This is a genomic window from Glaciecola petra, assembly GCF_031846345.1.
In the GTDB taxonomy this organism is placed as follows: domain Bacteria; phylum Pseudomonadota; class Gammaproteobacteria; order Enterobacterales; family Alteromonadaceae; genus Glaciecola; species Glaciecola petra.
In genome coordinates this window covers 141,490-155,259 of sequence record NZ_JAVRHX010000005.1, presented here as the reverse complement: position 1 = coordinate 155,259, position 13,770 = coordinate 141,490, and the positions used below count along the sequence as shown (strand labels likewise).

The window sequence follows — 13,770 nt, the reverse complement described above, 5'->3', positions numbered from 1 at the left end:
GTGAACACAAAAGAAAAAAATGCCACAAACTCAATTGGTGATAAACGCAGAAAAAGCATTCTGAAAGCTGCAGAAAAAGTATTTGCACAAAATGGGTTCAAAGGTGGCTCTATACAGATGATTGCCAAGCAAGCAAATTTACCTAAAACCAATGTTTTGTATTACTTCAAATCAAAGTTGGCACTTTATCAAGCCTTGGTCAATGAAATTTTACATACGTGGAATTCGAGCTTTGATCAAGTCACTGAAAACGATGATCCCGCGCATTCTTTGGCACAATATATCGCTGAAAAAATGGAAATGTCGAGAAAAAACCCAAACGCTTCAAAGATTTTTGGTTTAGAAATTTTAAATGGCGCACAAAGCTTTGATGCCACCTTTAAACAAAACCATAAGATTTGGTTTGATGGCCGTGTAAAGGTGATAAACGCTTGGATAGCAAATGGCAAACTCGCTCCCATTAATGCGGAATACTTATTGTTTCACATTTGGGCTAGCACACAACATTACGCAGACTTTGCAACTCAAATTAAAGACTTACGCAATAAAGCTATGAGTAAATCAGATTATCAAGAAGCAACCCAGCACGTCATCAAATTAATACTACAAGGGTGTGGACTTAAAGTGCCCACACATTTTTTGGAGAAACCACAATGACAGACTATCCGAGAGACCTACATGGGTATGGGAAAACACCGCCTCACCCTAATTGGCCAGATAAAGCAAAAATTGCTGTCCAATTTGTGATTAATTATGAGGAAGGTGGTGAAAATTGTATTTTGCATGGTGATACTCACTCTGAGGCATTTCTATCAGAAATTGTCGGGGCTCAACCCTACCCTGACAGGCACTTGAGCATGGAGTCTATTTATGAATACGGTAGTCGGGCTGGTTTTTGGCGCTTGTATCGTTTATTTACTCGCTACAACATACCCGTCACCGTTTTTGGTGTAACCATGGCGATGCAACGACACCGCGATGCCGTGCAAGCGATGATAGATGCAAATTGGGAAATTGCTAGTCATGCAATGCGTTGGATACATTTTCAGGATATGCCCATAGAACAAGAACGCCAACTCATAGACCAAGCGATTAATTTGCATCAAAGCATTGTCGGTAGTAAGCCCGCCGGTTGGTACACTGGACGCACTAGCCCAAATACCTTGTCACTAATAGCTGAGCGAGATGATATCTTGTATTGCGCCGATTCCTATGCTGACGATTTACCCTATTACGACCGACACTACAGTAAGCCTTTGCTAATGGTGCCTTATACTCTCGATACCAATGATATGCGCTTTGCGACACCACAAGGATTTAATACAGGGCAGCACTTTTTTGAATATTTAAAAGATGCTTTTGACGTGTTATACGATGAAGGTAATACTCAACCCAAAATGTTATCTATCGGCTTGCATTGTAGGCTAATTGGGCGTCCTGGACGGCTAGCTGGTTTATTGCGCTTTATCGAATATATTAATCAGCATACTCATGTTTGGGTGTGTACGCGAGAAGATATCGCGAAACACTGGTTGACTCATTTCCCACATGAAAAATCATAATTATTTCGCTAGTTTTGGTTCTATAACGCTTCGGGAAGAGTTACAAATATAGAATGGCGCACTTCGTTATTAAGCGCTTTACTGCAGTGCCCTTGGCCTTCTGTATCTTCAAGTAGCAATACATCACCTGCACCATATATGCGCTGCTCACCGTTTGAAACGGTAAATTCTGCACTGCCTCTAATAATAAAAAGTAATTGACGTGCAGGAGCTGGATGCCATTTGAAATCATAATCCGCGGGCGTTTCCCTAAAAATAACGGAACCCGCTGGATATTTTTCTGACAACATCCCAATAGGACCACCATCGGTCAAAGGAATGTCTATTTCACCAAACGCGCTAAGCCCCTCTTTTGTGTGGTAAATACGAGGTATGATCATCCATTAATCTCCATTGCTTGCTGTGTTTCTTGAAAGTGAGTAATAAAATTAAACAATACGTCTAAACTAGCTTCAACATCTTCTGCCTGTATCGCTTCTGCCGGGTGATGACTTATACCCTTGTCACAACGAGTAAATAACATCGCAATGGGACATAAATCAGCCATTGCCATAGCATCGTGTCCTGCACCCGAAATAAGTTTTAGTGGCTCTATATTACATGCTGATGTGGCATCACAAAGCCCTTGGATAAGTGACTCATCGCAGGAAACTGCCGATGCACTGTGTGTAATTTGATATTTTAGGGTAAGTTCACGTTTATTAGCAATTTGTTCGCATAAACGCAGTATATCGGCTAATGCTTCATCTCTTAATGCATCATTATTACTACGAATATCAAGACTAAAATCTGTGCTGCCGGATATCACATTAACTGCATTGGGTTTGTTAGAAATAGCGCCAACAGTTGCGACAATGTCATTAGCTTTTGCAACGCTTTCAATGCTTAGTATCATTTCACTTGCGCATATTAAAGCATCTTTGCGCATGTCCATCGGCACTGTTCCAGCGTGACCGGCCATCCCTGTTATCGTAAACTGCAATCGCTTTGCTCCGGCGATACCACTAACGATGCCTGTAGGTAAGTTTTTCTGTTCTAAAACAGGTCCTTGTTCAATATGCAGTTCAATAAAAGCTAATAAACTGGAAGGGGAAAGTTTACATTGCATTACCTCTTCAAAATCTAAACCAAAATCGACCATGGCTCTTTTTAATGAGATGCCGTCTTCGTCGCATAAATCGGCCCAATTGTTATGCCATTGACCAGTAAGTGCCCGACTCCCAAGTAAAGTCGATCCAAAACGTGTGCCCTCTTCGTCGCAAAATCCAACAATATCAAGATTAAAGGGCAATGTTATACGCTGAGTATGCAGCGCTTGGACCAAGGCTATAGGCACAACTACCCCTAACATACCATCGTATTTGCCACCGTTAATAACCGTATCGAGATGACTGCCCATTAACAGGCTTTTCGCGTTTTTATTTGGGCTGAGATAACGGCCCCAAACATTGCCTGCGCCGTCTTGCCACGTTTGCATATTGGTTTGTCGCATCCATTCTGACACTTGCTCATTGGCCTGCTTATGTTCAGGAGTTAAATAACGTCTATCGACAAAATCTGGAGATTGACTTATTTTGCCTAAGGTCTCACAGCGTTGCATCACTTGCTCTGCGTAGGCTTTAAAGTCAGTAGTAAGGTCTGTATGAGGCATATACTATTTACCGTATACAGAAAAAGCTGCGTCTACTGCTTCACCCAATTTCATTTTGTGCCCATTGCGACGCAATACGCTCTCCAGTGACTGCAAGGTACTCAATACACAATCTTGCCTAGCGTTGTAACCCATGGTGCCAATACGCCAAATTTTGCCGTGCAAAGGTCCAAAACTAGTGCCTATTTCAATATTGAAATCGTGCAGCATCTGATGGCGTATTGCCTCACCATCAACATTTTCAGGAATATATACGCCAACCACGTTATTCATTTTATTGCTTATGTCACCAAAGGGTTTTAGATTTAAGCCTTTTACGCCTGCTAACATTGCATCTCCATTTAGCTTATGCCTAGCAATACAATTGTCTATGCCTTCATCTAACAAATTAATCGCACACTCGCGAGCGCAATAAAGCATCGATGCAGCCTCAGTATGGTGATTGAGCCGCTCGTCGCCCCAATAGTCAATAATCATAGGCAAATCAAAATAATTAGATTGAATACGTGAGTTCTGTCCTGCCTGGTGATTTTCGTCACGAATACCTAATTCGATATGGCGGCGCTTATTAATAATATCTAAATATCGTTCGCCCATGGTGATGGGTGCACTTCCTGATGGCCCGCCTAAACACTTTTGCAGACCAACCGACACCGCATCTATTTTCCAGTTGTCGGTTTCAAATGCATTGCCGCCAATAGAGGCAGTGCCATCGCAGTATAAGATCACATCCAAGCGACGACACACTTCGCCAATATCTGCTAGGGGTTGCAGCATGGTAGTAGACGTATCACCTTGCACAATCGCCACCATTTTAGGATCAAACTGTTTAATAGCGGCTTCGATTTGTTCTGCTTTAAATACTTCTCCCCAAGCTACCTCTATGGTGAATACCTTAGCGCCGACGCGTTCGGCTATTTCAGTGAGTAAATGCCCAAAGCGTCCAAAAATTGGGACTAACACTCTATCTCCCGGCTCTAAGCAAGATACTATCATTGCCTCTATTCCTGCGCGCGAAGTACCATCAACCAATAAAGTCTGTTGATTTTGAGTCATAAATACTTGTCGATAAAGCGCCATAGTTTCATTCATATAACCTGTCATCACCGGGTCGTATTGACCCACCAGTTGAGTAGACATCGCCGATAAAACTCGCGGATAACAATTAATTGGGCCTGGACCCATAAGCAAGCGTGGCGGTGGCGCGAGACGGGGAGCTTGAAAAGATGCCGCTGAGCCGTTGTGGGCCTGTATGGAAGCGTTTGATGTCATGAAATGGTCCTAAATAATAAGTTGTGCAAGCATGCGAATACCGGTGATTAACAGAACAACTGCAAACACTCGTTTTAACTTTTGCGCGTCTAATTTACTTGCGATATTTGCGCCAATAGGAGCAAATAGAACAGTCAAGGGCACAATGCAAATAAAGCCAACTAAGTTGACCAAACCAAATGTGCCAAAAGGTGCATCGGGTGGTGTTACCCCAATAACTAACATTGTAATTGCTGCGGGCAAAGAAATTAATAATCCAACGGCAGCTGCGGTACCTACTGCTTTGTGCGCTGGATAGTTGCAAAATGTCAGCATGGGAACGGTTAAGGTACCACCACCTATGCCGACCATAGAACTGAACAAGCCAACACTACTGCCCATAAAAGACTGTCCCGTTGTGCCTGGTAAACTATTAAATATCGCTTTTTTACTGCCTAATAGCATGTTAATAGCTGAAAGTGTGGCAATCACGCCAAATAGCACTGTTAACCATTGTCCGTTGACTATTGTGACTAAATAACTGCCGACTAAAACACCCAATAAAATAAAGCCAGCCCACAATTTGAGTAAAGTGAAATCGACATTACCTTTTTTACGATGGGCGCGGATGGAGCTTATTGAGGTGGGCACAATGGTCGCTAAAGAGGTTGCCGTGGCAATTACCATGGCTGATTCTGGAGATACACCAAATGCTTGAAACAAAAAGTAAAGCACCGGCACAATAACAATGCCGCCACCAACACCTAACAAACCTGCAAGTAAACCTGCAAAAACCCCCGTCGCCATGAGAGCAAAAATCGTCGGCAAATTTTGTAGAATAAAATCCATGCTTTTCCCTTTATTAAATTCCGTAGTTTATGGTGTCTGTTCTAAGTTAGCAGAAAAGGCTTTGCCGTCGCTCCGAGGGTCCGTTGCAGCCGTCACCTTACCATTGGGTTCTAAAACTATAGCGCCGGCATGCCCCATTAATTCGTTACAAGGCGAAACGATTGCGACATCATGTCCTCTGCGTTTTAGATCATCACCAATTTGCTCTGCAATATCGCCTTCCAATTTGAGGTTATGCGAATCCTCACCCCATGTTCTTCCCAGAAGCCAGCGACCTTTTGTGACGGCCTTTTGCAAAACCTGTTGTTGATAAATAAAACGACTAAAAACTGCAGCCTGTGTTTGTGGTTGTCCCTCACCACCCATGGTTCCATAGGTCATGCGACGTCCATCTGATAATTCTGCAAAGGCTGGATTTAAAGTATGAAATGGTTTTAAACCTGGCACTAACTGTTGCAAACTGCCTTTTTCAAGCGAAAATGAAGTGCCTCTGTTGTTCCAAACAATACCTGTTGAAGGACTCACCACTCCACTGCCATATTCCCAATATAGACTTTGAATATAACTCACCATGCGACCTTCGCTGTCACAAGCACTCATCCAAACAGTGTCTCCTTGCTTAGCCTGGTGGGGCCATGGGAGGGCATTTTCAACATCAATATTAGCGAGCATGTCATCTATACTTTCATCGCTCAGAAGGATTAATAAATCTATCTTGAGCCTTGAAGGGTCAGTTAAGAATTGGTCGCGCTTGATAAATGCCTGTTTTGTGCATTCCACCAGCAAATGCACCATTTTGCTCTCTTTTTCAAAGTCGAGGGTGTTATCGTTTTTACCTAAGTCTGGATATTTTTGCACAAGCTTATCGTATAACGCTAAAATAATTATCGAAGCAATTCCTTGCGTAGGAGCAGGCAAATTGTAAAGGGTCCCCGTACTCAATTCATGGGAAAGCGGTGTCACAGTTTGCGCACGATAAGTCTTAAAATCATCAAGTGTGATGGGCGAGCCTGCAGCTTGCAGATCTTGCGCTAATAAATTTGCGATAGCACCCTCATAAAAATCACGCAAACCGTTTTTAGCGAGTAATTTAAGAGTTGAGGCTAATTTAGGCAGCTTGAGAATTTTTCCTTTTTTAAGCACTTTTTCTTTTATCAAAAATTGTTCAAAGTGAGGCAATACAGACAATTCATCAAAGGTTTTAACACTTGCATCATGCATGCTCTGAGTAACTTCAATGCCCCATTGAGCTTGACCAATTGCAGTATCAAACAATTTAGCGAGCGGTAAATTTGGCTGCCACTGATGGCTTATTTCAAGGGCTTTTTCCCAACCGGCCACCGCGCCGGCCATGGTCAATGCGGCTTTTGGTCCCCTGCTCGGAATAGCTGAGTATTCTTGATAATAATCTACATTAGCTTGCGCCGCCGCTACACCACATGCATCGATTGCGATAGGTTTTTTACCCGGTTCACTAATTAGCCAAAAACCATCACCACCCATGCCATTCATATGCGGATACTCCACAGCAACAGATGCCGCAGCTGCCACCATAGCCTCAATTGCGGTGCCGCCTGCTTCTAAGATGGCTCTGCCTGCGGTTGTTGCGCCAAAATGGGGGGCGGTAAAGGCGATTTGAGTTTGTTCTATTTTTTTCATTGTTGTATTTTCATTAAAGTTTTTGCAATAGCAAGCAATCGTAAATCATGGTTTTTTGGTGCAATTAACGACAAACCACATGGCGCACCATCAATATTAAAAAGCGGTAAATGTAGCTGAGGTAAACCTGCCAGTCCGGCCAAAGCAGTAAACACAAGCAAGGTATTACGATACTCATTTAAAGCTTCAACATTGGTTTCTAATAATGGAGCCCTACCAGGCGTGGTTGGTAACACAAGCACATCATTATGCTCAAGCGCGGCATTTAATTGTTTAATAACTTGTAAACGCTGTTCTTTTGCCTGCAAAAATTGATTTAAGGTGATGCTTTTACACCACATAAAGCGTGCATTGATATCAGTAGCAAAAGTGGGGCTATGTTGGTTAATCCAATCCCCGTGTTGCTGCCATATTTCATAACCTTGTAGTATCCTAAATGTTTCACTAACCTTCAACGTATCTGTATCTATTTCAAGTGTCTCAATTTGGCATATATCGCTAATTTGCTTTTCGGTTGAACTCAGCCCATTCAACCAGCTACGTATTTGTAGCGATTGCTCACTCATATCAACCAAATTTTCGATCACGCCAATGTTTATCTTTTCACGTTTGTCGAATTCATGCCTATTTTGCTCACTTGCAGTTTCTTGAAATAAGGCAGTAGCTATTAATTCAAGGTTTTTAAGTGAACTACACATCCAGCCTACGGTATCAAACGAAGGTGCTAGCGCTACCATGTTGTCGCAAGCGATACGTCCGTGCGTAGGACGCAAACCAAATAAGGCATTGTAGCTAGCAGGAACACGAATCGAACCACCGGTGTCGGTGCCTAACCCAATATCAGCCAAATTTGCAGCAACAGCAACCGCCGAACCACTTGACGAGCCGCCAGCAAAGCGTTCTGGGGTAAGCGGATTTAATAAGGCAGGGTAATGCGTATTTTGACCATTTAAGCTGTATGCCAGTTCATCGGTCAATGTTTTACCTTGATATATCGCGCCATAAGATAGAAGTGTTTTCACCGCATTATTAGTAACAGCTGGTACTTCATGTGTTTCTAACCAACAAGGATTTCCTGCCGACGTCGGAATACCTTGTACATGAAATAAATCTTTCACCGCTAAACGCAAACCCTTTATTTGTTCAGACTTTGCAAAAAGCTTAGGTAAATTCTTTTTGCCATACTCAAGCCTTAAGTTAGGCAAAGAACTTGTGTTCACAAATGCTGTTGAAGAAACATTAATCATTTTTTTCCTTAAATGGAATGCAATGAAACAATTGTTTCACTTATTTGTCAAGTGAAACAAAAGGATAATTTGTCACGTAATAACTACCGTAAGCAAAAATTAGGCCTCCACCGAATTCTTTTCCACAACACACCGCCGTCGGTCGAGTGTTCTCATTGCCATTTGATTCAACTTTTTAGCAATAGGAAGGATTCTTGCATGATGCCTTTAAAAAGAAACAAACAATAACTAGGAATAAATCGGTCATATGTCACAGCATGAAGAAAGAATATCTCAAAAGGCTAGCTCAGAAATACTGTTTGCATTAGATGATGTTCCTTCGGTAAAGCACAGTATTACTGCGGCTATGCAGCATATTTTGGCATGCTTTGTGGGGATCATTACTCCTACCCTAATTATTGGAAGTGCACTTGGCTTAGCCTCAGAGATACCTTATTTGATTAGCATGGCCTTGTTCGTGTCTGGCATTGCTACTTTTATTCAAGCAAAAACCATTGGTCCAATAGGTTGTGGTCTTATTGCAGTACAAGGCACAAGCTTTGCGTTTATTAGCGCATTGTTGATAGCGGGGTTTTCAGTAAAAAATGCAGGCGGTAGTAAAGAGGAGATTCTCGCAACCCTTTATGGAATTTGCTTAGCGGGCGCCTTCATCGAAATTATTGTCAGTCAATTTGTTGAAAAAATTAGACGGATTATTACTCCTCTAACCACCGGCATTGTCATTACAACTATCGGTATTAGTCTGATTAAAGTCGGGATGACCGATTTAGGCGGCGGCTATGGTAGCGAAAATTTTGGCCAAAGCGATAATATTTTGTTGGGTATTTTTGTTTTAGTCATCATCGTAGCAATGAATGTTTCTAATAACCCTTGGGTAAGATTATCAGGTATAATGGTAGGCATGATTTTAGGGACGTTAATTGCCTATTTTTTAGGCTCAGTTTCTTTTGAATCCCTGAATTCACAAGCCTTATTCAGCATACCTATTCCTTTCAAATATGGGATTGATTTTGATATCAACTTGTTTATTCCCATTGCGTTAATTTATTTTTTGACCGCATTAGAAACCTCTGGTGACTTAACTGCTAACAGCTTGTTTTGTGGATTGCCCATTAAAGGTCCTAGTTATCTAAAAAGAATTAAAAGCGGTATTCTTGCTGACGGTATAAATTCAGCCATCGCTGCGATATTTAACACCTTTCCTAATACCACTTTTGGACAAAACAATGCTGTGATTCAAATGACTGGAGTCGCTAGCAGGCATGTTGGTTTATATGTAGCCGGCATATTGATTTTATTAGGGCTGTTTCCTATGTTAGGTGCGCTTTTACAGGTAATTCCTAAATCTGTTTTAGGTGGAGCAACACTGGTAATGTTTGCAACTATAGCCGTAGGTGGGATAAAAATATTAGCTAGTGAACCTATTGACCGGCGTAAGTCATTGATTATTGCGACATCTCTTGGTTCAGGACTTGGTGTATTGATGGTACCCGACGTACTTCAGGGATTACCCGATTATGTTTCAAACATTTTGTCATCGTCTGTCACTACTGCAGGTTTCATCGCCATCTTAATGAGCTTGCTTTTACCCGAACACAAAAAAGAGATTAATGACTAAAATGCACTTTTATGGTGCGAATAATTCACTATTAAAGAGCGAAAACCAAAAAAACCTGCATGTAACATTAAGAATAGACCGCTTGGTCAACAAAATTATGCTTGGCATAAGTATTGCTGATATATTCATAATATGCTTCTACAGAATAACGTTAAAATATTAAATAAATAATGAAAATACATAATCTGCGTTGTGTGCAGAGACAACACATAAGATGAAGACAATCCACACTATTTGGTTAAAACACCCCGCGGGTATTTATACAGCTAACGACCTCGATGCATCTAATGGCATTGTCATTAAGAATGATAAAATTATTGAGCTAGTCGGCAAAGGTTGTGAGCCGGTTTCTACAATTGAAAATGTTATTGATTGTCGTGATATGGCAATAACACCTGGTTTAATTAATACTCACCATCACTTTTATCAGACGCTCACTCGATGTGTGCCTCAAGCTTTAAACAAACCTTTATTTCCATGGCTGAAAACACTTTATCAAGTATGGAAAAACCTAGACTCAGAAATGCTTTCGGCGGCGACGCAACTGGCTTCGCTTGAGCTGATGTTGTCAGGCACAAGCACGGTATGCGATCACCACTACGTATTTCCCAAAGGTTTAGAAAACAGCATTGACATACAAATTGAGGCATTAGCCGACCTTGGATGTCGTGCTAATCTAACTCGAGGCTCCATGAGTTTAGGCGAAAGTGATGGCGGTCTACCACCAAACAAAGTCATTCAACAAGAAGACGTCATTCTACAAGACAGTGAACGCGTTGTTTCTGCCTACCACCAACGACATGAGGGCGCTATGACACAAATAGCACTTGCCCCATGTTCGCCTTTTTCCGTTTCTACCGAGTTAATGAAAGAGACTGCTATTTTGGCTGATAAACTTGATGTTTTGATGCATACACACTTAGCCGAAACAGAAGACGAGGACGCATTTTGCATTCGCGAATTTGGTATGCGACCGCTTGATTACTTAGAAAGTTGTGGCTGGTTAAACGAGCGCACTTGGCTTGCTCATGGCATACACTTTAACGCAGACGAAATTAGTCGATTGGGCAAAGCAAACATCGGTATTGCTCATTGCCCTAGTTCTAACATGCTTTTAGCTTCCGGTATTTGCCCAACACTTGCGCTCCAAAAAGCAGGCTGTCGCGTTGGATTAGCGGTAGACGGGTCAGCTTCAAATGATTGCTCAAATATGATCCAGGAAGCACGTCAGTCCTTACTACAGCAGCGCTTAAAATATGGCGCAGCAAAAATCACTGCCGAGGGTGTATTGCACTTAGCGACAAAAGGCTCAGCGAGTGTTTTGCATAGGCCAGACATTGGTGAAATAGCTGTAGGAAAACAAGCAGATTTAGCCTTATTTAATTTAAACGATCTACGCTTTAGTGGCACCGGTGATGCAATAGCTGCGCTTATTCAATGTGGCGCACATGAGGTTGATAAACTTATGGTTGCGGGTAAGTGGATAGTTGAAGATGGACAACACAAGTATATAGATGCGCAAGCGCTTATGGATCAACACAAAAGTTTTGCTAGTAAGCTACAAACAGCAAACTAAAACTAAATAGACTGACATTATGACCTTATTATTAGACCGAATTTTTAAACTGAGCGAAAAAGGCTCAAATATCAAGAATGAATGCATAGCAGGGTTAACTACCTTTGCGGCTATGTCTTATATTTTAGTAGTTAACCCAAATATATTAGCCGCTAGTGGTATGCCTGTTGCGGGGCTTATAACGGTAACGGCGCTAGCTGCTTGTATTGGTACTTTATTAATGGCCGCAATGACAAATTACCCAATTGCAATGGCGCCAGGCATGGGCTTGAACGCGTTTTTTGCGTTTACTATATGTATCACTCGCGAAGTCCCCTGGGAAGCGGCACTTGGTATTGTATTTTGGAATGGGATTTTATTTCTAATTTTATCTTTATTAGGGGTTCGTAAGAAAATTGCTGAAGCGATACCCAATGCACTCAAAATTGGAGTACAAAGCGGCATAGGTTTGTTTATTGCGTTTATTGGTTTAAAAAATGCAGGCATTGTTATTGATAATCCCGCCACATTTGTATCCTTAGGTAACTTGTCAGAACCCGCCACCATGCTCGCTTTAATCGGAATTGTTGGTACGATTGTGCTGGTATCAAAAAACATCACTGGCGCGATTCTTATATCTGTTATTGTATTGACAATTATCGGCTTTTTTATTCCAGTAGGAGACGGTGTTCTAACGGCAACGCCTGAAGGTATTGTGGGTCTACCTGAGAGTATTAGTGACACGTTCTTTGCAATGGATATTATGTATCCTATTGAAAACTTCGCTCATACCTGGGACCTTATTTTTGCGCTACTATTTGTCAACATGTTCGATACGATCGGGACTTTGATTGGCGTTTCTCGAAAAGCTAAGCTAGTCGACAGCGAGGGCAATTTACCTAAAATTGGTCCTGCAATGACAGCTGATGCAACTGCAAGCGTAGCGGGTGCTGCGCTTGGAACATCACCAGTAACCTCTTATGTTGAATCTGCGGCTGGAGTCTCTGCAGGAGGACGAACAGGCCTGACATCGGTTGTTGTAGGCTTATGCTTTTTGTTTGCTTTGTTTTTAACACCGCTGATGAAAATCATACCTATTATGGCGACAACACCCGCTTTGATTATGGTGGGTATATTTATGATGGAGTCATTCCGCCAGCTCGATTTTGACGATATGCCTTCATTGGCTACTGCTACCATTGCCATGCTAGCGATGCCATTAACCTTTAGCATCAGTGAAGGTATCGCATTAGGCTTTATTACTTATGTTGGGATAATGGTTGGTACAGGCAAATATAAGAAAGTTTCTTTGATTACCTATATATTAGCCATGGTATTTCTAGGTCGATATTTATTTGAGCTAGGCTAACTAAGCCAAGCAATAATAATATACTCTACTTTGCGGACAGCTCGTCTAACTGCTTATAAAGACTTGATATTTTTTCAATACGGCGATGCCCTTCGCCGTTTTTGTTGATGCTTTGATAGACCTTATTGCAAAGCATAGAAATCACACTCATGGGTGCACTGTAACTATCAAACGCATTATCATTCCCTAAATGACACACCAATATATGCTCAACCTGTTGGTTAAAGATTTGTCCACTCGGATCGGTTAATAAGATTATTGATTTACCCTTGAGACTTTCGACTAATTGCCCAAAGCCTTTGGGTCTGCGCCTAAAGCCAAGTAAAATGACAAGGTCTTCTTTTTCCAAATCGACAAGTTCTTCTGATAATGTTTGACCCGGTTGAGGTAGTATTCGAACAGCCCCTCTAATTTGCTTTAGTTGCTGTCTAAAATGCAGCGCAAGGGGATAGCTATTACGAAATCCAATAATGGAAATCTTTGGTGCAGTCACAATTAGCTTAGTTATATTTATTAATTGCGATGCCTCAATACCGTCGAAGGTATTTTTTAGTAATTTTAGGTCGTTGCAGAGCTGATCATTTTCAATTTCTTCAGCTTTAGCCAAGGGCAAGCCTCCTTCCCTTAACTTGAGCAGCTCTTCTTTAGCTTGTTGGTGTGAACGGTAACCCAATTGCCTAAAAAAACGACTGACGGTTGCTTTTGAAGTCTTGCTAGCAGCCGCTATATCGGCGACTGACATAGTTAAAATAGCGAACGGATGTCGCTGAATATAATTTGCAATCTTGCGCGCCGAAGGGGATAACTCCCCATACATTTGCACAATAGACTGGTCAATGCCTAGTTTTTTTAGCACACTTAATCCTAGTTGTTTATTAATTTCTATAGTACTCGTAGGGTCATAGCTGCGCAATAACAATGTCTAATGCTTTGTAAAAGAATGTAGTTGGCATCTTTTGTGCTTTGCATGATGTATCAAGAAGCAAATTTAACCTGCAGATTGAGAAAA

The 13,770-nt window shown here is 41.6% G+C and carries 12 protein-coding genes; 5 read left to right on the top strand and 7 right to left on the bottom strand.

Going from position 1 to position 13,770, the window contains the following annotated elements; genetic code table 11:
* Together RM552_RS15080 and puuE are read left to right on the top strand one after the other, a co-directional pair.
* Positions 1-657, top strand: a complete 657-nt coding sequence (locus RM552_RS15080; protein WP_311369697.1) for a TetR family transcriptional regulator C-terminal domain-containing protein — start codon at positions 1-3, stop codon at positions 655-657.
* Positions 654-1,562: an allantoinase PuuE gene (gene puuE / locus RM552_RS15075; protein WP_311369696.1), complete on the top strand. Its 909-nt coding sequence runs from the start codon at positions 654-656 to the stop codon at positions 1,560-1,562. The genes RM552_RS15080 and puuE overlap by 4 nt, the downstream gene beginning before the upstream one ends.
* A gap of 20 nt (positions 1,563-1,582) precedes the next feature.
* Here puuE and RM552_RS15070 read toward each other — a convergent pair whose 3' ends face one another.
* From RM552_RS15070 to RM552_RS15045, 6 genes are all read right to left on the bottom strand, one after another.
* Positions 1,583-1,942 (bottom strand): AraC family ligand binding domain-containing protein, encoded by a 360-nt coding sequence (locus RM552_RS15070; protein WP_311369695.1) that lies wholly within the window; start codon positions 1,940-1,942, stop codon positions 1,583-1,585.
* Complete coding sequence (locus RM552_RS15065; RefSeq protein ID WP_311369694.1) at positions 1,939-3,213, bottom strand: allantoate amidohydrolase; 1,275 nt, start codon at positions 3,211-3,213, stop codon at positions 1,939-1,941. The genes RM552_RS15070 and RM552_RS15065 overlap by 4 nt, the downstream gene beginning before the upstream one ends.
* A gap of 3 nt (positions 3,214-3,216) precedes the next feature.
* Positions 3,217-4,398: a pyridoxal-phosphate-dependent aminotransferase family protein gene (locus tag RM552_RS15060; protein ID WP_311369779.1), complete on the bottom strand. Its 1,182-nt coding sequence runs from the start codon at positions 4,396-4,398 to the stop codon at positions 3,217-3,219.
* Between the two features lie 96 nt (positions 4,399-4,494).
* Positions 4,495-5,313: a sulfite exporter TauE/SafE family protein gene (locus RM552_RS15055; protein WP_311369693.1), complete on the bottom strand. Its 819-nt coding sequence runs from the start codon at positions 5,311-5,313 to the stop codon at positions 4,495-4,497.
* A 27-nt stretch (positions 5,314-5,340) separates the two neighbouring features.
* On the bottom strand, positions 5,341-6,972 hold the full coding sequence (locus tag RM552_RS15050) for a gamma-glutamyltransferase family protein (protein WP_311369692.1): 1,632 nt from the start codon (positions 6,970-6,972) through the stop codon (positions 5,341-5,343).
* Positions 6,969-8,219: an amidase gene (locus RM552_RS15045; RefSeq protein WP_311369691.1), complete on the bottom strand. Its 1,251-nt coding sequence runs from the start codon at positions 8,217-8,219 to the stop codon at positions 6,969-6,971. The genes RM552_RS15050 and RM552_RS15045 overlap by 4 nt, the downstream gene beginning before the upstream one ends.
* 247 nt (positions 8,220-8,466) lie before the next feature.
* On the opposite strand from RM552_RS15045, the gene RM552_RS15040 reads away from it, so the two are divergent.
* The 3 genes from RM552_RS15040 to RM552_RS15030 all read left to right on the top strand — a co-directional run bounded on the left by RM552_RS15040 (position 8,467) and on the right by RM552_RS15030 (position 12,761).
* Entirely contained in the window at positions 8,467-9,837 is a 1,371-nt protein-coding gene (locus tag RM552_RS15040; protein ID WP_311369690.1) for a uracil-xanthine permease family protein, read from the top strand.
* Positions 9,838-10,051: 214 nt separating this feature from the next.
* Positions 10,052-11,413 (top strand): 8-oxoguanine deaminase, encoded by a 1,362-nt coding sequence (locus RM552_RS15035; RefSeq protein ID WP_311369689.1) that lies wholly within the window; start codon positions 10,052-10,054, stop codon positions 11,411-11,413.
* A 19-nt stretch (positions 11,414-11,432) separates the two neighbouring features.
* A complete protein-coding gene (locus RM552_RS15030; RefSeq protein ID WP_432277233.1) occupies positions 11,433-12,761 on the top strand; it encodes an NCS2 family permease in 1,329 nt (442 codons plus the stop codon).
* A gap of 25 nt (positions 12,762-12,786) precedes the next feature.
* On the opposite strand, the gene RM552_RS15025 is transcribed toward RM552_RS15030, so the two are convergent.
* A complete protein-coding gene (locus RM552_RS15025; RefSeq protein ID WP_311369688.1) occupies positions 12,787-13,617 on the bottom strand; it encodes a MurR/RpiR family transcriptional regulator in 831 nt (276 codons plus the stop codon).
* Positions 13,618-13,770 lie beyond the last annotated feature (153 nt).